Annotated in this window: 33 protein-coding genes; 12 read left to right on the top strand and 21 right to left on the bottom strand. The window is 59.7% G+C overall.

Annotated features, from left to right (window positions below):
* From IH615_RS11290 to IH615_RS11270, 5 genes are read right to left on the bottom strand one after another with little or no spacing between them, the layout of a single operon-like run.
* Nucleotides 1-1095 (bottom strand): lytic transglycosylase domain-containing protein, encoded by a 1095-nt coding sequence (locus tag IH615_RS11290; RefSeq protein ID WP_291361970.1) that lies wholly within the window; start codon nucleotides 1093-1095, stop codon nucleotides 1-3.
* Nucleotides 1095-3497 carry a VirB4 family type IV secretion/conjugal transfer ATPase gene (locus tag IH615_RS11285; protein WP_291361969.1) on the bottom strand — a complete coding sequence of 801 codons (2403 nt, stop codon included), beginning with the start codon at nucleotides 3495-3497 and terminating at the stop codon, nucleotides 1095-1097. Before IH615_RS11285 ends, IH615_RS11290 begins: the two co-directional genes overlap by 1 nt.
* Before the next feature lie 3 nt (nucleotides 3498-3500).
* A complete protein-coding gene (locus IH615_RS11280) occupies nucleotides 3501-3800 on the bottom strand; it encodes a VirB3 family type IV secretion system protein (RefSeq protein WP_291362025.1) in 300 nt (99 codons plus the stop codon).
* A complete protein-coding gene (locus IH615_RS11275; RefSeq protein WP_291361968.1) occupies nucleotides 3797-4156 on the bottom strand; it encodes a TrbC/VirB2 family protein in 360 nt (119 codons plus the stop codon). Before IH615_RS11275 ends, IH615_RS11280 begins: the two co-directional genes overlap by 4 nt.
* 4 nt (nucleotides 4157-4160) lie before the next feature.
* Nucleotides 4161-5042, bottom strand: a complete 882-nt coding sequence (locus IH615_RS11270) for a lytic transglycosylase domain-containing protein (protein WP_291361967.1) — start codon at nucleotides 5040-5042, stop codon at nucleotides 4161-4163.
* Between the two features lie 184 nt (nucleotides 5043-5226).
* Here IH615_RS11270 and IH615_RS11265 point away from each other — a divergent pair, with 184 nt between their 5' ends.
* Genes IH615_RS11265 through IH615_RS11250 form a run of 4 tightly spaced genes read left to right on the top strand, consistent with a single transcriptional unit; the run spans nucleotide 5227 to nucleotide 7443 of the window.
* On the top strand, nucleotides 5227-5805 hold the full coding sequence (locus IH615_RS11265; RefSeq protein WP_291362024.1) for a hypothetical protein: 579 nt from the start codon (nucleotides 5227-5229) through the stop codon (nucleotides 5803-5805).
* Nucleotides 5802-6359, top strand: coding sequence for a thermonuclease family protein (locus IH615_RS11260; protein WP_291361966.1), 558 nt, complete (start codon nucleotides 5802-5804; stop codon nucleotides 6357-6359). Before IH615_RS11265 ends, IH615_RS11260 begins: the two co-directional genes overlap by 4 nt.
* A complete protein-coding gene (locus IH615_RS11255; RefSeq protein ID WP_366485012.1) occupies nucleotides 6340-7002 on the top strand; it encodes a thermonuclease family protein in 663 nt (220 codons plus the stop codon). Before IH615_RS11260 ends, IH615_RS11255 begins: the two co-directional genes overlap by 20 nt.
* Before the next feature lie 9 nt (nucleotides 7003-7011).
* On the top strand, nucleotides 7012-7443 hold the full coding sequence (locus IH615_RS11250) for a hypothetical protein (protein ID WP_291361965.1): 432 nt from the start codon (nucleotides 7012-7014) through the stop codon (nucleotides 7441-7443).
* 91 nt (nucleotides 7444-7534) lie between these two features.
* Here the strand turns inward: IH615_RS11250 and IH615_RS11245 are convergent, their stop codons facing one another.
* The 8 genes from IH615_RS11245 to IH615_RS11210 all read right to left on the bottom strand — a co-directional run bounded on the left by IH615_RS11245 (nucleotide 7535) and on the right by IH615_RS11210 (nucleotide 12443).
* The gene (locus IH615_RS11245) at nucleotides 7535-7810 is read right to left on the bottom strand and encodes a hypothetical protein (protein WP_291361964.1); all 276 of its coding nucleotides are present in this window, start codon (nucleotides 7808-7810) and stop codon (nucleotides 7535-7537) included.
* 389 nt (nucleotides 7811-8199) lie between these two features.
* Nucleotides 8200-8841 (bottom strand): acyl-homoserine-lactone synthase, encoded by a 642-nt coding sequence (locus tag IH615_RS11240; protein WP_291361963.1) that lies wholly within the window; start codon nucleotides 8839-8841, stop codon nucleotides 8200-8202.
* A 73-nt stretch (nucleotides 8842-8914) separates the two neighbouring features.
* Entirely contained in the window at nucleotides 8915-9652 is a 738-nt protein-coding gene (locus IH615_RS11235) for an autoinducer binding domain-containing protein (RefSeq protein ID WP_291361962.1), read from the bottom strand.
* Nucleotides 9653-10106: 454 nt separating this feature from the next.
* Nucleotides 10107-10415, bottom strand: coding sequence for a hypothetical protein (locus IH615_RS11230; RefSeq protein ID WP_291361961.1), 309 nt, complete (start codon nucleotides 10413-10415; stop codon nucleotides 10107-10109).
* Between the two features lie 46 nt (nucleotides 10416-10461).
* Nucleotides 10462-11115, bottom strand: coding sequence for a peroxiredoxin-like family protein (locus tag IH615_RS11225; RefSeq protein ID WP_291361960.1), 654 nt, complete (start codon nucleotides 11113-11115; stop codon nucleotides 10462-10464).
* Nucleotides 11116-11140: 25 nt separating this feature from the next.
* Nucleotides 11141-12064, bottom strand: coding sequence for a LysR family transcriptional regulator (locus IH615_RS11220; protein WP_291361959.1), 924 nt, complete (start codon nucleotides 12062-12064; stop codon nucleotides 11141-11143).
* 101 nt (nucleotides 12065-12165) lie between these two features.
* Nucleotides 12166-12324: a hypothetical protein gene (locus IH615_RS11215; protein ID WP_291361958.1), complete on the bottom strand. Its 159-nt coding sequence runs from the start codon at nucleotides 12322-12324 to the stop codon at nucleotides 12166-12168.
* Nucleotides 12306-12443, bottom strand: a complete 138-nt coding sequence (locus IH615_RS11210; RefSeq protein ID WP_291361957.1) for a hypothetical protein — start codon at nucleotides 12441-12443, stop codon at nucleotides 12306-12308. Before IH615_RS11210 ends, IH615_RS11215 begins: the two co-directional genes overlap by 19 nt.
* A 504-nt stretch (nucleotides 12444-12947) precedes the next feature.
* Between IH615_RS11210 and IH615_RS11205 the strand changes: the two genes are divergently transcribed.
* The 5 genes from IH615_RS11205 (at nucleotide 12948) to IH615_RS11185 (ending at nucleotide 16071) form a co-directional block, all read left to right on the top strand.
* Nucleotides 12948-13445: a redoxin domain-containing protein gene (locus IH615_RS11205; RefSeq protein ID WP_291361956.1), complete on the top strand. Its 498-nt coding sequence runs from the start codon at nucleotides 12948-12950 to the stop codon at nucleotides 13443-13445.
* Nucleotides 13446-13711: 266 nt separating this feature from the next.
* Entirely contained in the window at nucleotides 13712-14323 is a 612-nt protein-coding gene (locus IH615_RS11200) for a molybdopterin-dependent oxidoreductase (RefSeq protein ID WP_291361955.1), read from the top strand.
* On the top strand, nucleotides 14316-15068 hold the full coding sequence (locus IH615_RS11195) for an FAD-binding oxidoreductase (RefSeq protein WP_291361954.1): 753 nt from the start codon (nucleotides 14316-14318) through the stop codon (nucleotides 15066-15068). Before IH615_RS11200 ends, IH615_RS11195 begins: the two co-directional genes overlap by 8 nt.
* A 49-nt stretch (nucleotides 15069-15117) precedes the next feature.
* Complete coding sequence (locus IH615_RS11190) at nucleotides 15118-15372, top strand: DUF2171 domain-containing protein (protein WP_291361953.1); 255 nt, start codon at nucleotides 15118-15120, stop codon at nucleotides 15370-15372.
* Nucleotides 15373-15477: 105 nt separating this feature from the next.
* Nucleotides 15478-16071: an NAD(P)H-dependent oxidoreductase gene (locus IH615_RS11185; RefSeq protein WP_291361952.1), complete on the top strand. Its 594-nt coding sequence runs from the start codon at nucleotides 15478-15480 to the stop codon at nucleotides 16069-16071.
* On the opposite strand, the gene IH615_RS11180 is transcribed toward IH615_RS11185, so the two are convergent.
* On the bottom strand, nucleotides 16049-16471 hold the full coding sequence (locus IH615_RS11180; RefSeq protein ID WP_291361951.1) for a hypothetical protein: 423 nt from the start codon (nucleotides 16469-16471) through the stop codon (nucleotides 16049-16051). The two genes, IH615_RS11185 and IH615_RS11180, sit on opposite strands and share 23 nt — an antisense overlap.
* On the opposite strand from IH615_RS11180, the gene IH615_RS11175 reads away from it, so the two are divergent.
* Entirely contained in the window at nucleotides 16436-16774 is a 339-nt protein-coding gene (locus tag IH615_RS11175) for a hypothetical protein (protein WP_291361950.1), read from the top strand. The genes IH615_RS11180 and IH615_RS11175 overlap by 36 nt on opposite strands.
* 62 nt (nucleotides 16775-16836) lie before the next feature.
* On the opposite strand, the gene IH615_RS11170 is transcribed toward IH615_RS11175, so the two are convergent.
* The 4 genes from IH615_RS11170 to IH615_RS11155 all read right to left on the bottom strand — a co-directional run bounded on the left by IH615_RS11170 (nucleotide 16837) and on the right by IH615_RS11155 (nucleotide 20012).
* On the bottom strand, nucleotides 16837-17670 hold the full coding sequence (locus tag IH615_RS11170; RefSeq protein WP_291361949.1) for a transglutaminase family protein: 834 nt from the start codon (nucleotides 17668-17670) through the stop codon (nucleotides 16837-16839).
* A 111-nt stretch (nucleotides 17671-17781) separates the two neighbouring features.
* Nucleotides 17782-18516, bottom strand: coding sequence for an amino acid ABC transporter ATP-binding protein (locus tag IH615_RS11165; RefSeq protein WP_291361948.1), 735 nt, complete (start codon nucleotides 18514-18516; stop codon nucleotides 17782-17784).
* Nucleotides 18513-19193, bottom strand: coding sequence for an amino acid ABC transporter permease (locus IH615_RS11160; protein ID WP_291361947.1), 681 nt, complete (start codon nucleotides 19191-19193; stop codon nucleotides 18513-18515). The genes IH615_RS11165 and IH615_RS11160 overlap by 4 nt, the downstream gene beginning before the upstream one ends.
* 51 nt (nucleotides 19194-19244) lie before the next feature.
* Nucleotides 19245-20012 (bottom strand): amino acid ABC transporter substrate-binding protein, encoded by a 768-nt coding sequence (locus tag IH615_RS11155; protein ID WP_291361946.1) that lies wholly within the window; start codon nucleotides 20010-20012, stop codon nucleotides 19245-19247.
* A 434-nt stretch (nucleotides 20013-20446) separates the two neighbouring features.
* Between IH615_RS11155 and IH615_RS11150 the strand changes: the two genes are divergently transcribed.
* Both IH615_RS11150 and msrB (IH615_RS11145) read left to right on the top strand, forming a co-directional pair.
* Nucleotides 20447-21322, top strand: a complete 876-nt coding sequence (locus IH615_RS11150) for a LysR family transcriptional regulator (protein ID WP_291361945.1) — start codon at nucleotides 20447-20449, stop codon at nucleotides 21320-21322.
* Nucleotides 21323-21460: 138 nt separating this feature from the next.
* Nucleotides 21461-21904, top strand: coding sequence for a peptide-methionine (R)-S-oxide reductase MsrB (gene msrB, locus IH615_RS11145; protein ID WP_291361944.1), 444 nt, complete (start codon nucleotides 21461-21463; stop codon nucleotides 21902-21904).
* 220 nt (nucleotides 21905-22124) lie between these two features.
* Here the strand turns inward: msrB (IH615_RS11145) and IH615_RS11140 are convergent, their stop codons facing one another.
* The 3 genes from IH615_RS11140 to msrB (IH615_RS11130) all read right to left on the bottom strand — a co-directional run bounded on the left by IH615_RS11140 (nucleotide 22125) and on the right by msrB (IH615_RS11130) (nucleotide 23764).
* Nucleotides 22125-22604 carry a MarR family winged helix-turn-helix transcriptional regulator gene (locus tag IH615_RS11140; protein ID WP_291361943.1) on the bottom strand — a complete coding sequence of 160 codons (480 nt, stop codon included), beginning with the start codon at nucleotides 22602-22604 and terminating at the stop codon, nucleotides 22125-22127.
* Nucleotides 22605-22806: 202 nt separating this feature from the next.
* A complete protein-coding gene (gene msrA / locus IH615_RS11135) occupies nucleotides 22807-23319 on the bottom strand; it encodes a peptide-methionine (S)-S-oxide reductase MsrA (RefSeq protein ID WP_291361942.1) in 513 nt (170 codons plus the stop codon).
* A complete protein-coding gene (gene msrB, locus IH615_RS11130) occupies nucleotides 23312-23764 on the bottom strand; it encodes a peptide-methionine (R)-S-oxide reductase MsrB (protein WP_291361941.1) in 453 nt (150 codons plus the stop codon). Before msrB (IH615_RS11130) ends, msrA begins: the two co-directional genes overlap by 8 nt.
* Nucleotides 23765-24148: the final 384 nt, after the last annotated feature.

Raw genomic sequence — 24148 nt, 5'->3', positions numbered from 1 at the left:
CTATAACTCCGGGGTCAGTTGCAGGGTTACGCGCCCCGCGGGCTCAAGCTCCGCCACACAGGACTCGGTCTCGTCGTCCCAGGCCGTGCCGGGCTCGTCGCAGATATTTTCGACCGGCTCGGTTGGGTCGGGTTCGATAGGCCCGGGCGTCGAATTGAGAGATTGCGCGGTGCTCGACTGATCGGTGAGCTGCATCGCGTTCTTGCTGTTGAGCAATTCCGCAAAGACCGCTGCCATGCCAATTGCCTGGTTGAACAATTCGAGGTTGGCATTGCGCGCCGTCGAATTGTGATCGAACGATTCAATCATGGTACCCGGCTGTTGCTGGCCGAGCTGTGTCAGCCATGTCGTGACATTGCCGAGGTTGGCGGAAGCACCCTGACTTGCTCCCATGGCATTCACCGTGGCATCGCGCATGTTGGTGTAACCCGAAGATCCGCCGCCGTAATTGAGCGGAATGCTTGACATGTCGAAGCCGCCCAGAGCAGGAATCCAGCGGGTCGTGATGTTGCGAACATAGTCCTGGGTTTCCTTGAACGGCGGGATGCCGCCGTATTTGGAAACGTTGCCTGGGCCGGCATTATAGGCAGCCAAGGCGAGGGATACATTGCCACCATGGGCGTTGAGCTGACGGCGAAAATAGCGTGCGCCGCCGCGTAAGTTCTGCTCGATGTTATGCCGATTGACACCCAAATCCTCTGCCGTTCCCGGCATAAGCTGAGCCAATCCGTAGGCGCCGGCCGAGGAACCAATGCAGGGGTTCAGCCGGCTTTCCTGGTAGACCAAGGCCATGAAGATCTCTTCATCGATGCCTTCCTCGCGCGCTACCCGGCGAACCAGGCCCGCAATTTCTGGGTTGCGGACCATTGCATCGTTCGGATCGTCTCGCGTGGAGGGGCGATACATGGAGCAGGTTATGTTGGTCGAAACGACCGCGCGACTGCTGTCCGTCGTACCAATTTCGGTCGTGGTGCTGTCCCGTTCTGATCGTTCGCCCTCGATCGCCTCATCACTGACAGGCACTTGCGCCACTACCGGGACCGCAGCCATCATTGCAGCCGCACAGATCGCCATCACAAAAAGGGTTCGCTTCATCAGTTACTCCCCTTCATGAACAGCTCGAGCCAGTCCGCAGGGTCGTTGCCATGTTCCCTGCGCAGCACTTCGCACTCGGCAATTGTCTCGCGTCTGCCAGAGAGAACCTTGACCATTTCCGGCATGGTGGAGAGATCGAGCTTGGCGATCACCGAGTCATTGCCATGCTTGATCAGAAACGTGCGCGACTCCGGCGCCGTGGTTTTGATGAAGCCAAATTCCTTGGCCGTAAGGCCAAAGCGCTTGATGTAGCTTTCCTCGTCCGCGCGCGGATTGGGGAAATGGATGTTGGTCGATGACTGCTCGATCAAGGTATGGGACACGGACGATTTGGCGATGTCGGCAGCCGACTGCGTGCCAAAACCCACGATGCCGTTGAGCTTACGGATCGTTTTCATCTTATCCATGATGAAGTGGCTAAAGGTCGGATCGGACAAAAGCTGCCAGCCTTCGTCCATGAAGAACATGACCGGCTCGCCGTTCAGCAACTCGTCCAGGCGATGATAGATATACATCAACGCCGGGGTCCGAACTTCGGTATTGCTCAGGATATTGGTCATATCGAAGCCAAAGCAGCGAGTGCCACCCAGGCTCAGAGCGTCGGTTGGTGCATTGAACAGCCAAGCCTTGTCGCCATCAAACCAGGGGCGCAGCCGTGCGGCCAGATCATTGCTATCGGCTCGGTTTCGCCCCGCCATCAAAGCGGCCAGCGTCGCCAGATTGCGACGTTCCAGCCCCTGCTGCATGGTCTGGGTAATGCCCTGCTCGATCAGATCATTGTCCGACTGCGACAGGCTCAGCTCACCGCCTACCATCACTTTGACCAGCCGGTTCAAGAAATCTCGGTTTTCGGCATTGTCGGGCAGCTGGAGCGGGTTGAAACCCGTCGGCGTCCCGGGCGTCAGCACTTCATAGGAGCCGCCCATGGCACGGATGAAAATTTCCGCGCCGCGATCCTTGTCAAAGAACACGGCGCGGGGCCGTGGCGAGACGCGGAAGCTCTGCGCCAAGAGGAAGGTCATTGCTACTGTCTTGCCTGAGCCGGTTGGTCCGGTGACAAGAAAATGACCGATGTCGCGTTGGTGGAAGTTGAACCAATAAGGCGTTTGCGATGTGGTTTCGAGGATCGAAATCGGGAGATTCCAGTGCGGAGCCTCTTCCCGTCCCTGCGCAAAATTATGCATCGAGGACAGGCCGGTAAAATTGGAGCTCGAAAGCATCGCCCCACGCGCGATATAGCCGTGGTTTCCCGGCAATTGCGCCCAAAATGCCGCTTCAAGATTTAGGTCTTCACGCACCCAATTGATGTTCATGTCGGTCAGGCTTGCGCCCAGGTCCGATACGACCTTGCCCAGTTTTTCATTCGAGCGGCCGATTGCCAAAAGGCTCAGATGATGGACGCCAAAGACCGCCTCTTGATTGGCAAGCTGGTTGAGCGCCCGGTCGATATTCTCCTCGACGGCGCTGCCGGCCTCGTCGGATGCCGCGATCTGGCGCTTGAGGCGCGTGATGCGTTCCTGAGCAATCGGCTTGTCTGAGATTGAAAACGACTGGGTCAGGATGAATTCGTGCGGAAGCTGCAGTAGGCCGTCCAGCATCCCCGGCCCGGTAAAGGGCGGATACTCCTTGATGGAGAGCATGGCGCCGAACCGATCATCGGCCTCGGCCGCCGCCTGAACCTGCATGGCGCGTTTGCCGAAGTGCAGCCGCGCCGACCCGACATAGCCATTGATCGCCATGCGGGCCAGTCGCATTTGCCGCGACACGCCACCGGACAGGATCAGCTCGAGGAATTCGCACGGCTCCGAGTAGGGATCGCCGTCACGACGCACGATGCCCAGAACTCGCGCCCCATATTTGGCAAGGCCGCCCGCGACATTGGCGACATGTTCTTCCAGATCGGAGGCGGACTCGCGCAACTGCTGGGTGGTTATGGCGTTGCCGTTGGAGCGGTCCCACAGGCGTTTGACCTGATCACTGAGCCCAAGCGCGCCTTTCAGATCTGAGCTTACGATGGTGAGAAAAATATCGTTTGTGAACATGCGCTTTTGGGCCAGGCGGGCCTGATAGCGCTCGTCCAGTTCCCGGCAGAACGGATCGTCAAAGTCGCTCGGGAGCGATGGCTTGAGCTCCCGGCGCACCACGGTGGACCAGACCGAGAACCGGCTTGATCCGAGAGCGCGGATCAACGTGTTTTGCACCGCGGACCGAAGGTTGATTTCAGCCTGATCTTCAGTCTGGAAAAACAGACCGTTGAGCTTGATAACGCTCATCAGCGCGCCATTCTGCAACCGCAGAACGCTATCCGCCACGTGTCGCGTATAGGGAATATGGCGGCTCATCAGGGCTTCGCCCTTCAAAGGACCTCCAAATCCCATTTCGTCGCGCAGCGCATTCAGCATGGCCTATGGTCCATATGAGTTTGTGCCCCAAAACCCCTTGTTCCGAGTACGGGGAGTACGGCGTGAAGTGATCTGCAGGACGTCCAGGATGCGGGCGTCGCGCGCGCAAAGGCTGAAAAGGACCAGATAGGCGGCAGGAACGACGAGCAGCGACCAAAGCGAGTTTGTCGCCAGCCACGCGATAATGCCCAGCCCGACCACCAGAACGATCGCCATGTAGGGCACGCCCCAAAGCGTTGGGGATCGGGTTAGCCCGATCACCAAAGGGGTGATGTCTGGATCGACATCTTGTGGGTCCATCAGTTGCCGCCAACGGTGCCGATCAGCGCGTCGACCATGGCCGGTGCGCCGAACACCAGACCAATGCCGATCACAACCGCGCCCGCCGTGAACCACGACAGCCGGCCAGCAAAGGCCATGAAGCCAAGAGAGATGACGGCGATGATCGCCAGCGACCGGCCAAAAGGACCGGTCACAAAATCCACGATCATTTGGACGGCTGCTTCCAAAGGACCGAACGCGCCACCACTACCCCCCTGACCCTGCGCATAGGCATGGGACGGTAAGGCCATCTGCACCGCGACCGTCACCGGGACGGCCAGGCCATACTTGCGGAGGGTCTTGGTCGGCCAGATTCTAAGCATGGATAGTCCTTTCACTGCGCTAAAATTCCATCACCCCAGCGACAAATTCGCCGGGCTTGGTTGCTTGGATGATGCCGCCAATGGGCGCCGAAGAGAGTGGAGCCATGCCCGAAGCCGGGCTGCCGGGCGCAACTGCTGGTGTCGTTTTTCCACCAGGCTCGATCTCGATGCCCATCTGGTAATTCACGACGGTCGCAAGATAGTCGACCGTCTCGAATATCGGCGGCACCCCGCCATATTCCATGACCCGGCCTTCGCCGGCATTGTAGGCGGCAGCCACGAGCAGGGGATTGCCGAATTTCGCTGTGAGCCAAGCCAGATAGCGCACGCCGCCATCAATGTTGGTTGCAGCATCGCAAGCGTCGCTGACGCCGAAGCGTTCTGCTGTGTCTGGCATCAACTGCATAGGACCGCGCGCGCCTGCCGGCGAGTTGCGTTGCCGGTCAAATCGGCTTTCCGCGTGGGCAATCGCCACGGCGAGCGAAATGTCGACATTGTGGCGTTCTGCAGCCTCGGTCACCATCTGCTGGATCTGATCGACCGTGAATGGCGATGGACCGCACTCAGCAACGTTATAGATACCTGTATCGGGAAGATCGACCGAAAGCTCGGGTGATGCTTGAATAGGTTTGGCATACCCGATTTCGTTCGCAAGATTTTCCCGGACGGGTGCCTCATCAACGCTTAAGACCACCCCATCAGCGCCAAATGCGAAATCGTCCGCTGCGGGCTGATCCGATAATGTCAGGACGGTTGCTGCATCCAGTTCTGTCTGTTGAGGCGGAAAAAATGTAACTATATCAATAGCAAGTGGCTGTCCTTGGGCCGATGAACTGGGCACGATGGCAACCAAAGTCGCGAATGTTCCGCAGAATCTTAGAAGGGGCGAACTGCGTCGCATGGTTGGCTCCGCGCGTTGTCCAAGGGGTTACAAAGCGGCTAAAATCTGCTTATTAAGCTCTCGTTACGATTTCTAGTACCGCGATAGCTCCGAATTCGAAACCCCAAAAGTGACTTAGAGATATCTAAATAAGGATACACCCATCATGACGCACAAGGGCAACACTGTTGGTCTGACCGTCCTCATGCTTGCGGGAACGGTTGCGTGGGCGCATGCGATCGAGCCCGTAGACCAGAGCTATGTCCGCTCACTGGCCGCTCCAGGCAAAACCGTACTGGTCATGGAGTATTCAGACGCAACCGGTGCTGTAGTTGAGCGCAAAGGGTACGCGTCGGCTGACGGCTTCAAGGCGATTTCGGGCACTCAGTTTCGTGTGAATGCAAACACAGTGGTCAAGCTCTATGGGCTTGAGGCGTGTAATGGTGACATGGTCAACCAGAGTGAAGGCTTTACCGGGAGCTGCGCAGACTGGGCCCTGAGCGGCCTGAGCACGGAGCTGGAAAACCCCAAGGTTGTCTATTGCCGTGCCTTTGTTTCCGAGCAGAACGCGGCCGAGCAAGACGTTAGCTGCTACGTGTACGTCTACTTTCCCGGCGCAATGGACAGTGTTTACAACCTGGAGGAACAGCTTGTTTCCACCGGCTTCTTGAGGCTCGAAAAAGATCGTGCGGGAAATCTGTTGCGTCCCGATCTCAAGGAAAGTGCGGCCATCGGCAAGGAAGGCTATGGCATGTGGGCTGACCCACGCGTGCAAGCCCAATGAGCCGGTTTCCACTCATCACTCTCGCCGTGATCGCAATGGGGTTCGGCTCAACGGCCGGTTCTGCGGCGCCTCCCGGTTATTTCGATCTTTCGCCAGGTGTGACGCTCACGACAGGTGAATCCTGGAGCGATGGCGCTGAGAACTTCCGCCTTTACGGCATCCAATCCTGCATTCGCTCTACCACCTATACCAACGGCGCCGGCCAGGTTGCCGATTGTGGCGAAGCGTCGCTTGCCATGTTCGCTGCCTATATCAAGGACACCAAGCCGGTTTGCGCACCGGTGATCGTGCTGCACGAGCTGACCTATGTCATGTGCTACGCAACCGTGGGCAGTGATCAGCTGGATCTCGGTACCCTGCTTGTATCGAGCGGATTTGCATTCGCCGCGCTCGACAGGGACGGGCTTCCCTATAGCGCCAGCTATGCGGTCGCCGAGCAAACCGCTCGCGAAGGAAAACGTGGCCTTTGGCAATTTTCCGACGTGCAGCACCCGGCCATTGCCCTCGCAATGGAGGCCAATAAAACCACAGAAGATGCCCCCAATGATCGCTAGAGCCGCCATTCTGGCCGCCGTCGGCTTGTCAATCGCGATGGCAAGCTGCGCACCTAGTCAACGGTACCCCGCATTCGACGCGCACACCGCGTCTTCACTGTTGTCCGGTCGCGTGAGTGTCGTCGACGGCCGCACCCTTCTATTCCCCGACCAGGGTCGAACCGTACAGCTCATGAACATCGACACTTGTGAGGTAGCACAATGGGCTGTCGTGCAATCGTCCTCCGGGCCTTCCCCGGTCCCCTGCGGCGCCAGAGCAAAAGCATGGCTTACGCGGACGGTAGGAACACAATCCGTCGACTGCCAGGGTGCAGGATTCACCCGGACGGGTCAGGTGCTTGCCTACTGCGCCGTAGGGGGCAGGGACGTCGCGCTTGAAATGCTTCGCGTTGGTCTAGCTGTGATCGACACGCCAAGACCGGTGCGTGCTCAATATTTTGCAGTCCAGGCCGACGCCGTTGCCAAGCGATACGGCATCTGGGCCACGTTCGTTCTCGATATGGAAGAATGGCGCCGGCGGGCCGTTGACCAAACACCCACGCGCCAGCCGATCGCTGACTACAATCTTCTGGCCGACCGACAGCGCGACGTGACGCCACCGATGATCGAGAGCCGCCATCTGCCTAAAACCACGAGCAAGTAGGGCACGTCTATGCTGAAACTGACACTGATTGCCGCGACCGTTGCTACAGGGCTCGCATCGGCACCTTCCGCCGCATACGCCGATGATTGGGGCTGTGAGGTTCTCATGTGCTCGATGTCGAATAATCCAACCTGGCCGGGCGTTCCGTCCTGCATTGCGCCCATGACCAGGCTCATCAATGCTATGAACTCAGCGTGGCTCTTCAACCCTTTTCGCTGGCCTACATGCGAAGGCGCAAACGCTACCGTTCCACAGCGATCGAATTATCCCGAATGCCCAGAAGGCTCAGACTCTATTGCCCTGTCTGACCTCTCGCCCGGTTGCATCAATCGCACCAATCAAGAAACTGTCGTTCTCGAGCAGCGCGAAAGGCCCTGGTTCTTTGATATCGCACTGGACGATGGCACGACGACACGCCATTGGTTCAGTTTAGCCCGATAGAAGAAGACCTGTGATCGAGTCTGGGGCTGTGAGCCAGACGTGGGGCTCTTAGGGGCGTTGGTTGAGGGCTGCGGAAGCAGCAAGCTGCCTGTCAGCTCATACGCTCTCCCCCGACGTCGGCCATTTTGGTCACCAGTTGCTCACGTTCTCTGGTCTGGCTCACAATCAAGAACCCCGCGATGTAAGTCACCCGTCGGATCTCGGTTTGAGTGCCATCACCGCGGCCGTCAATGAGCGCTTGCCGCAGTTCAAATTCTCTGTCGCTGCACTCTCCGGCCTCGCACGACTTTTGCAGGATAGCTCTCATGAGGCGACGGTAGGCTTCCATATGGGCGATTATCGCGGTCTCGATCTGTTCGTAATTCATACCTGTCGCTCTACTAGGCACACCGGAAGCTGGCCCACACGCTCCCTACATCGCCGCGAGCAACAAGCGTGCAAGCATCCAACCGGTTCGCGGGGAACCAGCTGCAGGGACGAGGGGGAAACTGGGCGGAACCGGCCGGACGTAAGCCGAAGGCAGGGACCTAAGCCACTGCTCCTGACGATCAGGCATCAACGGCGGTAAAGACGGCACCTTGCGCCCACACTCCGATGCAAAACTCAATTCAACGGGGAGGGGCGGTGCAAAACCCCGAGACTTAAATCGGGCAGACCGGCGAATTGGCGAAGAAGTTGAAAGCTCGCGGATCGCAGAAACCGAGATTGAAGCAAACCACCTTTTCCGCCTCGAGGACGCAGGTCATAGCCACGCGTCTATGCCGCGCTGAGTGATCTGGCCGATTTTTCGAGAACAGAGCCTGATAGATTTCCCGCGTGAGCTAGTCGCTCGTGCATCTCATCGGTGATTTCGAACATTCCCGCATAGGTGATGACCTTTCCAATGCGGGTAGGCGTGCCCAAGATTGTAGCCGGGCAATTTGCAGCTTTGAAAATCCTGGCCATGCGCGCGTCGTAGACCGACACCACATAGGCAATGCCAGCGTACTGACACACTTCCACAATCCCGCAGAGCAACTCCATAGTCGTCCTGCTGACGACGTTATTGGCGTCGTCCCGGGTCTGGCTTAGGTCAGGGTTGATGGCAAATCTGGAGCTCTCCCAGATCAGCGAGCTTTGTACCGTATCCCCATCGAGCAGTACCGGAAAGACGTCTCGCAGCATGTTTGGACCGGTTGTCGGCAGCAGCCGAACGGACCCTTGGAGCTGGCCGGTATGCTCATCGATAGACAGGAGATAAAGCGGGTCTTCAGTGTCGAAACGATCGACTTCTCGACCGTCTTTCACCTCAACATCCCATCCCAGTCGATCGCTAAAAACCCGGGCGCGCATGAAGTGCATCTGATCGATAAGGCCGCCATGGAGCGCACGGTCGCAGCCTTCAACTATCTTGATCATGGAACTCTCCTTTGTTTCGGGGACTTCTTTAGCGCCACGTTTTGAGGCAGCGAACCCGGTCAGTTAGCGGGGTTTACAGCCCTGGAAAGAGCAATCCCTGCTGTGCAGCTTTGAACGCCGCATGGGAATTGCTCGTAGCGTTGAGCTTGTCACGCGCCTCCTCCAGATAATCCTTCACAGTATGATGGGACAGCCCAAGGATTATGGCGATTTCGGGCACTCTCTTGCCTTGCGACGTCCACCACAGGCATTCAACCTGACGTTTTGACAAGTTGATTTGAGGGGTCTCGATGCCTCCTGTGCGTAGGACCATCTCATGAAGGTGCCCAGACAGAGCTTGAAAATCACGCGTGTAGTGCCGACGAACCCCTTGCCACTCGCGATCATTAGCTTCACTTGTTATCGTTACGAGTGCGCGATCCCCGCGCATCCCCCTTACCGGAAATGTTAGGCCCTGGCGTCCAAGCCCAAACTCAACAGCCTCCCCTAGGAACTGGCGCGTCCGCCCTTCGGATACGTCGAAGTCGCCCCAATCAAGCGGCATGAGCCGGTTGAAGCCCTCTCGGATTACCGGATCGATGAAGAGATAGTTCTCGTTTTTGTAATGAGCTACCCAATCGGGGGAATAGGTGACGGCAATATAGGGCTCTGTGTCACCAAGTCGGGTCGCACCAACGCCGAGATAGGCGATCGTTTTCAAACCATAGAGATGGGATATGCTTTGTAGCAGGTTTGGGATGCTTTCCGTCTCGCGAACCTTATCGATGGTTTCCGTAAGCTCGTAAAAGTCATCCGTAGCTGCTGATTTCATTCACGTAGGCCCGCTTTTGTCCGTGTCTCGCCTTCCCGCCCTGTTCATCGGGGACCACTTGGCTTGCACCACCCGGCCACGAAGAGAGTAGAAGTCGAAATTCTAAATCGGTCTATATTCCAGGCCTCCGCCGTGGAGCGGCCCCGTTGGCCGACCCGATCAACTGACGTAGTGCAAGATCGGGTTCATGCCGCTTAGCAACGGGGCTAGTCCCCGGCATAGTCCAGGTTGCGCAACTCGGGCGAACTCCCAACATAGTCGCCATCTACGAATGTTTGCGGCACCCACGTTCTGCTGCTTCGAAGTATCGCTGGTTGCCGGACTCATTCCCAATAGCCGCCAAGTATAGTTTCGATAGCAGCCCGGGCAGACGCCGGTGGACATCGAAGCGCCGGCGGGGTTTTTCGATGCACGGCCGTGCTGGCGGAGGCTTCGCGCGGCCGCAGCTCGTTCGTCAGACCTGTTGAACGTGAGGCGGAAAGGACGGAACCGCCGCCTGCGGGGGGCGCAGCTCAACGCCTATGACGAAATCGCTCACCTTGTCGCTGGACATCTCGCATGGCCTCAAGGCATCGACGCCGTCCTCGAGCCGGTAGAGGTTAAAACTAACGATGTCCTGTCCGCCGAGTTCTCTCGCGAACAGCTTTACCCGTTTCCCGTCTGCGGAGCGAGTTACGGTCACGCCGTACTTCCGTCCGAGGTACCAACCCATGCTGTAGCCGGTGGGGAGCAGGTCGAGGGCGGCCTCGAAAGTCATGGCCATCACATTGCTCCGATCGCGGACACCGACGGACGGTAGACCATCGTGCTCACGCCCCTACTGCACCCCGAACCGCGGCGAGGATCGCCTCGGGCTCCTGGCGCCTCGTGAAGTCCACGTCCACGAAAGCGCTGGCGATGCGACCATCGGATCGGACCACGTAGGTGGCCGGTACCGGCAGCATGGTGACGGGCGAGCCGTGTCTGGCGCCAATGTCCACGCCGCGTTCCAAGTAGTGCGTGCGCACATCCTCAGGCACGGGGAACAGCAGTCCGTAGGATATCGCCACACCGTAGTCGACATCGGAGAGGAGCGTCAGGTCGAGACCCTTCTCGCGTCGCAGGTCTCGCGGAAAATGCATGGTGTCCGGAGAAATGACGACTAACGTTGCCCCAGCCTCGTCGAATGCTGCCCGGGCGCCATGCAGGGCCTGTAGCTCCGAAGTGCAGAAGGGGCACCAACCGCCGCGATAGAAGCTCAGCACCAATGGGCCCTTCTCGCGCATCCGGGCGGATGAAACCAGTCGACCCTCCCAATCGGGAAGGAGGAAATCCGGGGCGGTATCGCCAACCTTCAAGGCGTTTGAAGCGATGTCGGTCTCTCTTAGCCAATCGGTGAGCCGGTCGTAGTTCACCCATTCGTGCTGATCGAACGCAGAGAACAGCTCCGCGCGTATCTGGTCGAGGGGCTTGGTCGAAGTCATCGGGAAAGGCCTTCCTGTTGCGCCTTCAGACGGCTAGTGCCGATGCGTGACCGGCAGATGGTTGGATGCCGTGGCCGGCGGACCAGTCCTTGACCCGGGCGACCTTGACGAAGGCATCCAGCGCCGGCGAGTACGGCCGCCCCTGAATCACCAGCATATGGATCGAGTGCCGCGGTGCGTCGTCTCGAAAAGGCACCGCGCTGAGTTCATCTAGATGGGGCATGTGCTCTGGCGCCAGCAGGACTCCGAATCCGGCGACGGCAAGGTGCTGCAGATGTCCATCGTGCCTGCTCCGGTGTCGGAACGGCGGTTCCGCCTCCGGGAAGATGGAACGGCGCAGTGCTTCGTCGCCGTCGTGACCAACCCGCTCCAGAATGGCCGCTTCGGCGAGATCTTCGACCCCGATCTGCGACTTCTGCGTCAAAGGGTGACCGGTGGGGACTAAGGCGACGTACTTCTCGGTGAACAGTCGCCACTGGTCGATACGAGCCCCCGCCGCGTTGTCGCCGCCCACCAGGGCAACATTCAGGTCACCGTTGAGCAGCATCTCGGCAAGTTCGTCAGGGGCCCCTTCGACAAGTTCGACCTCCAGCCCAGGAACGTGCTTCGAGATCTCGCCGAGGGGCGATATCAGAAGGGAAGCCGAAACCGTTGGAGCGAGTCCGACCTTGAGCGGCGCCACGTCCTTGCGCTTGAACTCGCTCGCCCTGGCGCGGACTGCTTGCGCGGATGCGAACGTCCGCTGCAGCAGCGGCATGACCTGCTTGCCCAGATCCGTGAGCTGGGTCAAGTTCCGCTCGCGCAGCAGAAGGGGGCCGCCGAGTTCGTGCTCCAACTTCTGCACTGCTTTGGTCAGCGCAGGCTGGGTTACGTTGCATTGCTCGGCGGCACGAGTGAAGTTGAGCGTTTCGGCCACGGCCAGGAAGTATCGGATCTGATGCAGTTCCATGGACGTGGCTCCAACTGATTGAGTGTTGGAGAACAGTTGCAGCAATTTCCCACGTTCCACCAGACCCCGGGCGTGGCCGGACCTCCTCGCGGGCTGCAAAGTCAGGCGGCGTTGTCCCTCAGCGATTTGGGAGAATTCAGCCCGCCTCCGAAATCCAGCGCGAAGGTACCCTTCGCTCCGCCGACGTGACGACCGCCGGCGAACGTCTGCAAAGCGATCGTTGCCAGTTCAAACAGGGCCCTCACTTCGCGGTCGACCACGGCATGGCTTCGAGGTCGCGCTCGACCTTTGTACCATGTTCCTTGGCCAGCTTCAGGCGCTTCGCCTGACCACAATGACTGAGATGCATGTTCATGTAAGGCATTGGAGCATCGGGCATTTTCCATCCGTTCGCCTTTGTTCGCCTGGGGAATTCCCTCGGCTGCTGTCACGCAACTTAGGCCACCAAGGACCATTTCCACCAATGCCTGATGGTGATGGATTCCATTGCCTAAGGAGTGGGCCGCGAGGGGGGCAAGGATGCTCAACTTGCAAGCATTCGTACGTCGAACAAAGTCGCTTGCGTCCCTGGTGGCGCTGCTGAGCGGCCGGAGATCCGACAGGTATCCAGGTGGAGCGACTGCCGCGATGCTGGCCGCGGTTATGGAAACTATGTCGCCCGGCTATTGGGAATATTCCGCTCCGCTCTTCATACTGCCCACAGACGACAGGAAGTCGGTGTCCGATCGATGAATGGTCATGCATTGAGTGCCGGTCCATGTGGCCGATGCCCAGCAACGTCGCAGCCTCGTTCGAACCGATCTGAAGTTCATGTGATGGTACCTTCGCGGACCCTCGACGACGCATCCTCGCCACTACTTGAAGCAGAAAGTCGGAGGGCCGAATGGGCGAAGCGGAACAACTGGCGCCGGAACTGCGGGTTCGGCACTGGATCGGACAAGATGGATCGTCCCTATCGACACCATTGAAGCTCTCGGACCTGGGTAAAGGTCCCAAGATCCTTTTCGCGTTCCAGGACTGGTGCGCCGGATGCCATGCGCATGGCTTCCCTACTTTGCAGCGGCTGCATTCGGCTTTGGCTCAGAGAGCGGTCGGCTTCGCCGCTATCCAGACCGTGTTCGAGGGCGAGCACGAGAACACTCTCGAAAAGCTTCGCATCAATCAGGAAAAGTACGATCTCCCAATCCCATTCGGCCACGACGCGCCGCCTGCGGGTAAGCGACTTCCGTCCTTCATGGAAGACTACCGCAGCGGCGGCACGCCCTGGTTCACGATCATAGATACTGACGGTCGCATCGTGTTCCAGGACTTCCATCTCGATCCCGATAGCGTCCTCGCTGCGCTGGTCGTCCATGACGGCGCGACACCGGGGGCTTCGTGAGCGATGCGGCAGGCGGCGTATGGCGGGCGCTGCTCTTATATGTGTTGCCACTGGACCTGCTGTCGGGTCTGATCCGGGTCTTCGGCACCCGAATGCGTGCGGTCGCATGATGGCGATGGATCGAACGAGCCTGGGTGACCGGCGTCTAGAGGCACTTGGCTTGGCTAGCATTTCTTTCGACGACAGTTCGGCCCATGCCAACCGCGACGACGGTTCAGCAATTCCGAGAAGGAGGCCTTGATGGTTCAGCAGAAGGAGACATCGACATGGTGACCAGGGGATTCATCGGCAAGAAGACACAAGGCACGGACGACCCGACGAACCGTGTTCCGCCAGGGCAGCATCTAGTCGAGAACTTTCCGGTTCTCACGGCCGGCCCCACGCCGCGCATCGCCCATGAGAGTTGGAGTTTCACCCTCAAGATCGGTCCGCGCGTCGTCAAAAAGTGGAACTGGAAGGAGTTCAACGACCTGCCCATGACCAAGGTCGTCCGGGACATCCATTGCGTAACGTCCTGGTCGAAGCTGGACACTCGATGGGAGGGCGTGATGGTAGACGAGATCCTGGCGGACGCCGGCATCGAACCACCCACCGACTTCATGCTCGCTCATACCTTCGACGGCTATTCCACCAACGTGCCGGTTGCCGACCTAGTGGGCGGGAAGTCGATGGTCGCCCTGAAGTTCGGCGGCGAGCCGCTCGAGACGGATCACGGCGGACCCGCCCGCCTGCTCGTGCCCCATCTCTATTTCTGGAAATCGGCCAAATGGATCAACGGTCTTCAGTTCACCAACCGGGACGAAGCAGGCTTCTGGGAGTTGAGGGGCTACCACATCTATGGCGATCCGTGGCTGGAGCAGAGGTATACCCATGACTGAGGCCGCCAAGCCCAGGCGGCTCAACGTTTGGAGAGAAGTGCCGATCCTCGAGATCAAGGACCGCACGCCATTCATCAAGAGCTTCTGGCTGGATGTCGGTCGGGCCTTTCGACACCAGTCCGGACAGCATGTGATCCTCAGGCTAACCGACCCTGAAGGCTATGCGGTTATGCGAAGCTACTCGATCGCCTCACCGCCCACGACCGACGGGATCATAGAAGTTGCGATCGAGCAACTCGTCGACGGGGAGGTCTCGACCTACTTCCACGAAGTCGCGGCCGTGGGCGATACCATCGAGCTTCGAGGACCCATCGGCGGCCATTTCGTTTGGACGCTGGAGGAACCGGGGGCCTCGCTGCTGATCGCCGGCGGGTCGGGGGTGGTGCCGATGATGGCGATGGTCCGTGAGCATGCTCGGGAGAACAGCAAGATCCCGCTCGGACTGCTTCTCTCCGCTAGAAGCGGGCCGGAAGCCCCATTCTTCGAAGAACTCATGGACCTCGAAGCTTCGTGCGACGCCTTCGCCTTCACCGCCACCTTCACCCGAGCCCGGCCGGCAAGAATGCGCGACCACGGCAGGCGCGTGGACAAGGACATGGTGGCAGAGACGATAGAGCGGATCGGCGGACTGCCGGCGTGGACCTTCATCTGCGGATCCAATCTTTTCGTGAACACGGCGACGGACAGCGCGCTTGCTGCCGGAGTGCTGCCAGAGACCATTCGCACCGAGCGGTACGGCGGGTGACCCCCCAGACAGCCGGTGACTACGAACTCGTTCAACCAAGGAGAACAAGATGTACGATCTATCCAATATCAAGCCGGGCATGACGGTGATTGGTGCCGACGGGGTGCCGGTCGGTAAGGTGGCGAGCGTAGATAGCGACCGCATCAAGCTCGAGCCCGCTGGCGCTGGCGCGCATTCGGACCACAGTCACTACATTCCTGCCGGGCTCGTGACCGGGGTCGAGGGCGACACAGTCCGGCTCTCTGCCACCGGAGCGATCGCCTCCTTCCTCGACGAGGAAGCGGACGGCTCCTCCGCCGACTGACGACAGGGGTACACAGCGCACTCAATTCCCGCCGACTATAAGCCCTTTGCCGCCACCTTTCTTGGAGGCGGCAAAGCCATCCTTCTTTTTCGCAAGGTGAACCTCATGGCTCAGCCAAAGATCGCAGTAATCTTCTATTCAACTTACGGCACCAACCGTCAGATGGCCCAGACAGCCGCCGACGCCGCCCGGCAGGCCGGTGCCGATGTGCGTCTGCTGCGCATCGCCGAAACGGTGCCCGAAGCAGTGATCAGCGGCCAGCCTGCCTGGAAGGAAAACCTCGAGAGCATGCAGGACATCGCTGTTGCAACGCCGCAGGACATGGAATGGGCCAATGGCTATTTTATCTCGGCACCGACCCGCTTCGGCGTTGTCGCCAGCCAACTGCGCGTGTTCATCGACACCCTGGGGCCCGTGTGGGGCGAGGGCAAGCTGGCCAACAAGACCTTCACCGCTACGACCAGTGCCCAGAACCCGCATGGCGGCCAGGAAAGCACCCTCCTCAGCCTCTACACGACGGCTATGCATTGGGGCTCCATTATCGTTGCGCCGGGCTACACCGATCCATTGCTGTTCACCGCTGGCGGCAATCCCTACGGCTACTCTGCGAAGGCGGGCGAGTTTGACGATACCGGTCGGGCAGCAGTCGCCCATCAGGCCAAGCGCCTGGTGGAATTCACTGCCAAGCTTGTTGGCTGACCGTCCTCGGTCGACCGGCCCCGGTACCGGTCGACCATCTCACCAGGAGGAATGAAAACAATAACGGGCCGACATTTCCCCTCCGATCGACGGCGGCATACCCTCTTGAAATCAAGTTCAGGAGGTTCTCATGGCGCTGCAAGTGAATGATTTCGTGGAGTCCGTTTCCGCCCTCGTACTCGACGGCTACGATCGCGAATAGCGGATCAAGGATGGTCAACTGGTCGATCTGGCGTTCAATTCGACGCTGGCGCCCAAAAGCATCATGGTCGACGCCTCGCTGAGGTTCGACAGCGGCATTGACGCCGGAGATGCCTCCCACATCTTCGCCATCACCGATCGCAGCACCAACAGGAGAGGTCTGTTGATCGAAGCGTTCGATGTTTTCGACGAACTTCACAAACGCGGATCCGCTCGACGCCTCGAGGCTTGCTTGGCGGAACCGGCGATTGGCGCCAGCGACGTTCCGAGCCGGAATGGCCTGCGCAAGATCTACAAGATCGAGTTCGACGATGACACCGAACGCTTCGTGCTCCGCATCGGATATCCGGACTTCCCCAAACGCAGATCGGGCAGGACCGCCACGATGCTCGGGTTCGACACGGCTGAGCAATCGTATGTATGGCTGGTGCCGAGCGTCGTCCGCGATGCGCGACTCGCCCGGGTGCCGTACCATGGTGAATTCGCCACTGACGACGAATAGTCGTGACCGGGTGAGTTGTCACTAGGCGTCCGCCCAGAAACTAGCCCATGCACACGAGGTACCTACCCCAGGCTGACCGCACTGGTCGTCCATTCGGCTTCCAATGCTTCGCCATCGAGTCTGTCGATCCAGACCTTTTTCGGTTGGTCCACCAACTGGCCATAGAAAGTCGAGAATGCTGTGTCGGCAGCGTCGCGCCCTATGGCTATGCGAACGACACCGTCAATCGGGATCAGGCGTGTGGCATCGAAGAGGTACCACCGTCCGCCTACGTAGGCTTCGAAGATCGCGTGGAAGTCTTGTGGCACAAGGCCGAAGGCATAGACTGACACATAGCGGGCGGGGATCCCGAGGGCCCGCGTCAGCGTGATGCCGAGGTGAGCGAAATCACGGCACACGCCTGCACGATAGTCGAATGTCTCAAGCGCCGATGTGCTGCCGTCACTGGTGCCGGCGATGTAGTCGACGTGGTCGAATATCCAATTGCAGATACCGGTGACCTTCTGAAACGACCCCTCTATTGACCCAAATTCCCGCCAGGCGAACCTGGCTAGCCGATCGGACTGGCAATAGCGGCTCGGATACAAATGGTTCAACACCTCGAAAGGCAGATCGGTGACTGCAATGTCAACGACGCTTGCGGGGTCATGGACTGTAGGCGACGTGATGACTTCCGCTTCATAGCGGATGACCGAGGTGCCTGGGAGAAGATGCAGACGCTGGTACCGGTTTCCAGTTTCGGGAACCTCGTGAACCTGGGGCTCGACGCCGGGTGGCGCAACGAACCGCTCGCTGATGATCGTCTGCGACGACCCCCGTTGAACCTCAACATTTAGGATCATGGTCGTGTTTGCGGCAATGTCGTAGGTCAGTTCACAACCGAGAAAATACTTCATCTTTGATCCTGCATCGTTCGGCTGCGGGGCCGGTGGATTGAAGACTTGATCGCCACCGAGAGTGACCACTTTGCAGTGAGCTTGCATAGGGGAGGTCTTCCCGCTCACCCATCACCGATAGATGAAGCGTCGAGTACGGGGGTCTTGCGGATCGGAGAAGAACTGCTCGGACGGTGCCGCTTCCGCGATCTCTCCGCTGTCGAGGAATACGACATTGGTTGCAATGGCCGCGGCTAGCCTCAGATCGTGCGTCGCCATCACCATCGTGGTGCCGTCGCGAGCGAGTTGCAGCAGCACGTCGACCACTTCGCTCGCGAGCTGCGGATCGAGCGCCGACGTTGGCTCGTCGCAAAGAAGAACGTCCGGAGATTGAGCCAGGGCTCGTGCGATTGCGACGCGTTGCTGCTGCCCGCCAGATAGCGTCGAGGGCCAAGCGTCCGCCTTGGCCGACATTCCCACCTTGTCCAGCAACTCTACGGCGCGGTCCCGTGCCCGGTCCGAAGTCCATCCCTGAACGGTGACCAACCCCTCCATGACGTTCTCCACCGCCGTTCGGTGCGGGAACAACTGGAAGCTTTGGAACACCATGCCGGTCTTCCGCCTCAGACCGAGCATGGCACGGGCCGAGACCTTGGTCGTGGTCGAGAAGTGCAGGTCCGAGTCCCCTATCCTGATGCGACCTGCCTCCGGGACCTCAAGTAGGTTCACGCACCGCAGAAGAGTGCTCTTTCCGCTCCCCGAAGGGCCAATCAGCGCGGTTACGCCGCCTTCGGGCACTTGGAGGCCTATGCCCTTCAGGACGTGATTGGTACCGAAGCTCTTGTGCACTCCCTCGACGGCGATCATCGTGCAACCTCCGCATGACCGTCGTGGCGCGAAAGCCGATGCTCCAGTCGCGTCTGCAGAGCAGACAGCACGGAGCTTACCGCAAGGTAGAAGATCGCCACCTCAATGTAGATGATCAGCGGCTCATAAGTGGTCGCGACGATGCGCTGACCGGCCCGGAAGAGTTCGGGCACTGTGATCGCCGCGGCCAGCGACGTGTCCTTCACCAGAGATATGAAGGTGTTGGACAGAGGCGGCACCGCGATGCGGATGGCCTGGGGAACTACTGTGCGCCTCATGGCCTGGCGCCACGTCATGCCGATTGAGTAGGCCGCCTCCCATTGTCCCCTGGGAATGGCCAGCAGGACCGCGCGCACGATCTCGGAAGAATAGGCGCCGACGTTGAGCGTGAAGCCGATCAGTGCGGCGGTGAAGGCGTCCAACACGATGCCGACGCTGGGCAAGCCGTAGAAGATGAGGAAGAGTTGCACGAGCAGGGGCGTTCCCCTGATCAGCCATACGTAGAACCGAACGAATATCGACAAGGGCCGTGGGCCGAATAGCCTTGCTACGGCGGCCAGGAACCCAACTGCAAGACCCAGGAAGAAGGACAGGAGGGTGAGTGGGACGGTGAATTGGAGGCACGCCCAAAACAGGGAGGGCAGCGAATCCACCATCAGCGAAATCCAGGAGGTCATCCGTCGTCTTTCGTTTGCAGGAGGGCCGGGCGCGTCTGCCGGAGACCAGCCCTACTGCGATACGTCTTCGGCGAAGTATTTCCGAGAGATGTCGTCGTAGGTGCCGTCGGCCTTGATGGCAGCCAGCGCTTCGTTGATCGCCACCACCAGCTCTGGTTGGTCCTTGGCCATAAGCACCCCCGAGAAGTCGGCGTCGGCTTCCGTCGCGACCACCCTCACTTCGGCTTCGGGCTGCTGCTTCTTGAAATCGAAAAAGGAAAGGCTGTCGTTGATGGTAGCGTCGGCTCGCCTCTGGATCACGAGCGCGATTGACTGGTCGAAGCCATCGGTGCCCACCAGGGTGGCGCCATTCTCCTCGGCGAGTTTCCCATAATTGCTGGTGAGGGATTGGGCAGACGTCCGGCCCTCGAGATCATCGAACCCGGCGATGGCGTCGTTGTCCGTCCGGACGATCAGAACGGCCTTGGAAGCGATGTACGGTTCCGAGAAATCGTATTTGGCCTGGCGTTCTTCCGTGATGCCGACCTGGTTGATGACGACGTCGTAACGGCCGGCGTCCACGCCGGCGATCAGGCCGTCCCAAGGCCCTTCAACGAACTGGGCTTCGACCCCGAGATGATCGGCGATCGCCCGCCCGATCTCGACGTCGAAACCCACCAGCGCACCGGATGAATCATGGAACGTGAACGGCGCGTATGTGCCCTCCGTACCGATGCGGAGTTCGCCAGCCTCAACGATCCGATCGAGAGCGGATTGAGCGAGTGTCGGGGTTGCGATGGCAAAGAGGCCGACTGCCAGAACTGCCTTCAACATTCTCATCGTGATCTCCTATGCATCCGCCCCGACTTGGAACGGCATGGTTGAGCGGTGGCGGCACGGGATGCACGGCGTTTCCCAAAACGGCCCGTCTTGCAGAGGACGGCCGGACGGTGGCTTGAAAACGTCCGCGGCATTTCGGAGATCGGTCGCTTGGGCCAGACGAAGGCGGTACAGGCGCACCGCCCGGCGTAGGAGAAGGCACCGGCACCTGTGGGACTTCGCGATGGTTTTCAGCGAGCAGTATGCTTTAGCCCCGAGCTTTTGCCCAATAGACGGGCGCTATAGTTTCGATACCTGCAGGCGCAGAAAAAAAGCTCGCCCCCTATTTATATGCGCGGCGCATATAGACATTGGATCGCAGTGCATTTATATGCATGGCGCATACTTATTGTGTAGCTTCGCGTGAAGCGGGTCTTTGACACACCTCGGAACCCATGGAACTCACCCAGGTCGGCTACTTCATAAATCTGGCAGAAACGCTCAATTTCACCGCGGCGGCGAAGTTGAGCGGCGTGTCGCAGCCAAGCCTGACCCGCTCCATCCGCCGGCTGGAGGAGGAACTCGGCGGCCCCCTCATCTATCGGGATGGCAAGAACAGCCGCCTGACCGCACTGGGGCTAGATATCGAGACCGAGTTCAGGAGCATGATGGCATCGCTGGGCAATGTGCGTCAGCACTCCAGCAACTGGACGCAGGGCAAGCAGCGTGTCCTGGACATCGCAATCGCTCCCTCGATAGGTCCAACAGCATTCACGTCATTCTTCCTTGGCGTTCTGGAGCAGTTTCCAGACGTGGGCATAAAGGTCCACGTTCTTCGAACCGGCGAGGGCACGACCGAACTGCTGTCGGGCAAATACCACGCTTGCATCGTCCCGAGAAAACCAATGCCCGACCGGAAACTGGATGTGCACCCGCTCTTCCGAGAGCGCTTCGTTCTGGGGTGCTCCGCCGATCACCCGCTTTCAACAGTGCAGGTCGTGCGCACCGAGGACATAGCGAAATTCACTTACGTCGACCGCCTCGGCTGCGAGTTCCGGACGCAGATAAAAGATCACTTCGCCAGTCTGGAGGCGGTCGCCCGACCTCGCTTCCGTGCTGAGAGGGAGGATTGGGTTCAGGGTCTGGTCGCAGCCGGGCATGCGATATGCATCCTGCCCGAACGGTCGGTGGTGGTGCCTGCCATGGTGACGCGGCCGATCGATGGGCTCGACTTGGCGCGGGAAGTGGTGATTGCGACGGTCTCAGGGTCCACCAGCCCGCTGGAAATCCGGAAGATCGCGCAACTGGCATCGAGGCACGACTGGCACTGACCTGCTGCCCTGGCGCTCGTGACTAATGGAAACCATGCCTTCCGCGAATTGGAAATGGCCCGAAGCCGCTGCGATAACTCCTGTGAGCAGCCCGCCGATGCGGAGCTTTGATGCATTGTCCAGGCATAGGAGAATCCCATGAAGTACATGAAGACGCAGGAAGCCTTGAATCGACTGACGCCCGAACAGTGGCGCGTGACCCAGGAATCAGCCACCGAGCACCCGTTCACCGGCGAGTACAACGACAACGACGAAGCCGGGATATATGTTGACGTGGTGTCCGGCGAACCCCTTTTTGGATCGAGCGACAAGTTCGATTCCGGCACCGGTTGGCCGAGCTTCACCAAGCCGATCGTCGCGGAGAACGTCAATGAGCTGAGGGACGATGCCCACGGCATGGTCCGGACGGAAGTGAGATCCATCCACGGCGACAGCCACTTGGGCCATGTCTTCCCCGACGGTCCGTCAGATGAGGGCGGCCTCCGGTACTGCATCAATTCCGCGTCTCTCCGTTTCATCCCGCAAGACCAGATGGAGGCAGCAGGCTACGGCGAATATCTCGATCAGATCAAAGAGGCCTAGGCATATCGGGCGATGCTCCGGCCGGCGCCTGACCTTGGGGTGTGCAGTGCCTGATCCGCGAACACGCGGGTCGGCGATGTTATCCCGATTCCAAATGCCGGAACCGCCAACCCTGCGGGTCGGCCCCGAAGAAGCGAAGTTGTCTATGCGGAACCTTCCAGCGTAGGCAGCGGGAAGTCGTGGCCACTGGCTCGACTCCCCAATTTGTGGCGATCTGCGTCTATTTCTCGTCGAGCGCGCGCTGACGCAATTCCGCATCGATGGGGCAATCGCTGCACGCATCATACCGACACAACCGGCAGACCCAGATCGAATGCTCCAAATCATGCAGACGCGCTCTCAGCACGCGTTCGGAGATATTCGCGAGGAAGTCGACCTCCTCCTCGCTCAGGACCAGCAGTCCTTCAGCGATCGCTCCGTCCCTCGATTCCAAGACCGCGTCGCTGAGTGCGGTGCCGGACGCCGTGAGGTAGATGGCCTTGGCACGCCCGTCGCTGGAATCCCCTCGTCGCTCGATGAGGCCTTGCGAGGCAAGCCGATCGACCAGGCGAACGGCACCGGCGTGGGAAAGCCCGACTCCGGCGGCGAGCATCCGGACCGTCAGGCCAGGTCGATGAGCCAACACCGCCAGCGCCGAAGCCGTAGGCCCGGCTTCCGGCGCTCGCGACGACACGGCGCGCTGGATGTCGTCGCTGATCATCAGCGCGAACGCCCCAAAGATGTTTCGGCTTCGAGGTCCATCCATGCATAGGTTATATGTGCGCGAAGCATAGACATCAAGCTGGTGAACGGCGCAACTTGGCTTGGCACCGCGCCTCGAGTCCGTGTTTACGGGGGCATTTTTAAGTGTCTCGCGTGACGGTGTTGGAGCCGGCCCGCGATCGAGGCGAGCCAGCGGCTAGTCAGGCACTCTTAGCCATGTCGCGCTTGGGCAGGACCCAGCTCGGACGGGCGAAATGGCAGTTGTACCCATGCGGTCGGCGCTGCAGGTAATCCTGGTGCTCCTTCTCGGCCTCCCAGAACGCGCTGGCCGGCACGACCTTGGTCACGACCTTTGAGGGCCACAGACCCGAGGCGTCGATATCGGCGATGGTGTCACTGGCGACCCGTCGCTGCTCCTCGTCCGTGTAGAAAATGGCGGATCGGTAGGATGTGCCGATGTCGTTACCCTGCCTATTGATCGTGGTCGGGTCGTGGATCTGGAAGAAGAATTCCAGGATGTTGCGATAACTGGTGACCTTGGGATCGAAGATGATCTCGATCGCTTCAGCGTGCGTTCCATGCTTCCGATAGGTCGCATAGAGCACGTCGCCGCCGGCGTAGCCGACCCTGGTGTCGGTGACCCCGGGCTGCTTCCGGATCAGCTCCTGGATTCCCCAGAAACAACCTCCCGCGAGGATGGCTCGTTCAAGCATTCTGCTTATCTCCTACATGTTCGACGTATTCGCCGTACCCCTGCGCCTCCATGTCGTCGCGATGGACGAAGCGCAGGGATGCGGAGTTGATGCAGTAGCGAAGGCCGCCGCGTGTGCGCGGCCCGTCGGGGAAGACGTGGCCCAAGTGACTGTCGCCATGGTTCGAGCGGACCTCAATCCGGACCATGCCGAGTGTGGCGTCCCGCACCTCGACGACGTTCTTCTCGTCGATCGGCCTGGTGAAGCTGGGCCAGCCGGTGCCGGATTCGAACTTGTCAGTGGAGGCGAAGAGGGGTTCGCCGGAGACCACGTCCACGTAGATGCCGGGCTCCTTGTGGGAGTGGTACTCGCCCGTGAACGCACGCTCGGTCCCGTTGTTCTGGGTGACGCGACGCTGTTCCGGCGTCAGCCGCCCGATCGCTTCCTCGCTTCGCTTGTATGACATCGTGTGTCTCTCTTCCTGTTGCGCCGTCAGCGCTTACTGTCGGCAGGCTCGCACCGGTGAAGGACTCCTGCGCAGGGAGACTGGGAGAAGCGCAGGAGCCCGAGGCCGGAGCCGCCTCACGAATAGAAATGGGCTTTCAGGAGCCTAATTCCCAATAGCTTCCGCTCATCGATTCAATAGCTACGGGCGTCGCCAAGTGTCGCGCCAATCATCCCATCATCAAGGAGATCCTCGATCGCCAGTGTTGCCATGTCCGGGTTATGCTTTGCTAGGCGGCTCTCCATCAGAGCTCCGGAGAAACCGTGCGCATCTTTGAAGCGGTTCGGAACAGGACCTCTTCGAACCGGTGCTCGATGCGAATAGGCAGCGGGCTTGGATAGCGGG

It is taken from the genome of Devosia sp., from assembly GCF_014860165.1.
In the GTDB taxonomy this organism is placed as follows: Bacteria; Pseudomonadota; Alphaproteobacteria; order Rhizobiales; family Devosiaceae; genus Devosia.
Note: the sequence above shows the minus strand (reverse complement) of the source record. Positions and strands in the feature narration are given on the sequence as shown.

What these genes read in the sequence shown, in the direction of transcription:
- IH615_RS11290 (WP_291361970.1), bottom strand. Translation starts at nt 1,095, where the DNA reads ATGAAGCGAACCCTTTTTGTGATGGCGATCTGTGCGGCTGCAATGATG.
- IH615_RS11285 (WP_291361969.1), bottom strand. Translation starts at nt 3,497, where the DNA reads ATGCTGAATGCGCTGCGCGACGAAATGGGATTTGGAGGTCCTTTGAAG.
- IH615_RS11270 (WP_291361967.1), bottom strand. Translation starts at nt 5,042, where the DNA reads ATGCGACGCAGTTCGCCCCTTCTAAGATTCTGCGGAACATTCGCGACT.
- IH615_RS11265 (WP_291362024.1), top strand. Translation starts at nt 5,227, where the DNA reads ATGCTTGCGGGAACGGTTGCGTGGGCGCATGCGATCGAGCCCGTAGAC.
- IH615_RS11260 (WP_291361966.1), top strand. Translation starts at nt 5,802, where the DNA reads ATGAGCCGGTTTCCACTCATCACTCTCGCCGTGATCGCAATGGGGTTC.
- IH615_RS11255 (WP_366485012.1), top strand. Translation starts at nt 6,340, where the DNA reads ATGCCCCCAATGATCGCTAGAGCCGCCATTCTGGCCGCCGTCGGCTTG.
- IH615_RS11250 (WP_291361965.1), top strand. Translation starts at nt 7,012, where the DNA reads ATGCTGAAACTGACACTGATTGCCGCGACCGTTGCTACAGGGCTCGCA.
- IH615_RS11245 (WP_291361964.1), bottom strand. Translation starts at nt 7,810, where the DNA reads ATGAATTACGAACAGATCGAGACCGCGATAATCGCCCATATGGAAGCC.
- IH615_RS11240 (WP_291361963.1), bottom strand. Translation starts at nt 8,841, where the DNA reads ATGATCAAGATAGTTGAAGGCTGCGACCGTGCGCTCCATGGCGGCCTT.
- IH615_RS11235 (WP_291361962.1), bottom strand. Translation starts at nt 9,652, where the DNA reads ATGAAATCAGCAGCTACGGATGACTTTTACGAGCTTACGGAAACCATC.
- IH615_RS11230 (WP_291361961.1), bottom strand. Translation starts at nt 10,415, where the DNA reads ATGGCCATGACTTTCGAGGCCGCCCTCGACCTGCTCCCCACCGGCTAC.
- IH615_RS11225 (WP_291361960.1), bottom strand. Translation starts at nt 11,115, where the DNA reads ATGACTTCGACCAAGCCCCTCGACCAGATACGCGCGGAGCTGTTCTCT.
- IH615_RS11220 (WP_291361959.1), bottom strand. Translation starts at nt 12,064, where the DNA reads ATGGAACTGCATCAGATCCGATACTTCCTGGCCGTGGCCGAAACGCTC.
- IH615_RS11210 (WP_291361957.1), bottom strand. Translation starts at nt 12,443, where the DNA reads ATGCCCGATGCTCCAATGCCTTACATGAACATGCATCTCAGTCATTGT.
- IH615_RS11205 (WP_291361956.1), top strand. Translation starts at nt 12,948, where the DNA reads ATGGGCGAAGCGGAACAACTGGCGCCGGAACTGCGGGTTCGGCACTGG.
- IH615_RS11200 (WP_291361955.1), top strand. Translation starts at nt 13,712, where the DNA reads ATGGTGACCAGGGGATTCATCGGCAAGAAGACACAAGGCACGGACGAC.
- IH615_RS11195 (WP_291361954.1), top strand. Translation starts at nt 14,316, where the DNA reads ATGACTGAGGCCGCCAAGCCCAGGCGGCTCAACGTTTGGAGAGAAGTG.
- IH615_RS11190 (WP_291361953.1), top strand. Translation starts at nt 15,118, where the DNA reads ATGTACGATCTATCCAATATCAAGCCGGGCATGACGGTGATTGGTGCC.
- IH615_RS11185 (WP_291361952.1), top strand. Translation starts at nt 15,478, where the DNA reads ATGGCTCAGCCAAAGATCGCAGTAATCTTCTATTCAACTTACGGCACC.
- IH615_RS11170 (WP_291361949.1), bottom strand. Translation starts at nt 17,670, where the DNA reads ATGAAGTATTTTCTCGGTTGTGAACTGACCTACGACATTGCCGCAAAC.
- IH615_RS11165 (WP_291361948.1), bottom strand. Translation starts at nt 18,516, where the DNA reads ATGATCGCCGTCGAGGGAGTGCACAAGAGCTTCGGTACCAATCACGTC.
- IH615_RS11160 (WP_291361947.1), bottom strand. Translation starts at nt 19,193, where the DNA reads ATGACCTCCTGGATTTCGCTGATGGTGGATTCGCTGCCCTCCCTGTTT.
- IH615_RS11155 (WP_291361946.1), bottom strand. Translation starts at nt 20,012, where the DNA reads ATGAGAATGTTGAAGGCAGTTCTGGCAGTCGGCCTCTTTGCCATCGCA.
- IH615_RS11150 (WP_291361945.1), top strand. Translation starts at nt 20,447, where the DNA reads ATGGAACTCACCCAGGTCGGCTACTTCATAAATCTGGCAGAAACGCTC.
- msrB (WP_291361944.1), top strand. Translation starts at nt 21,461, where the DNA reads ATGAAGTACATGAAGACGCAGGAAGCCTTGAATCGACTGACGCCCGAA.
- IH615_RS11140 (WP_291361943.1), bottom strand. Translation starts at nt 22,604, where the DNA reads ATGATCAGCGACGACATCCAGCGCGCCGTGTCGTCGCGAGCGCCGGAA.
- msrA (WP_291361942.1), bottom strand. Translation starts at nt 23,319, where the DNA reads ATGCTTGAACGAGCCATCCTCGCGGGAGGTTGTTTCTGGGGAATCCAG.
- msrB (WP_291361941.1), bottom strand. Translation starts at nt 23,764, where the DNA reads ATGTCATACAAGCGAAGCGAGGAAGCGATCGGGCGGCTGACGCCGGAA.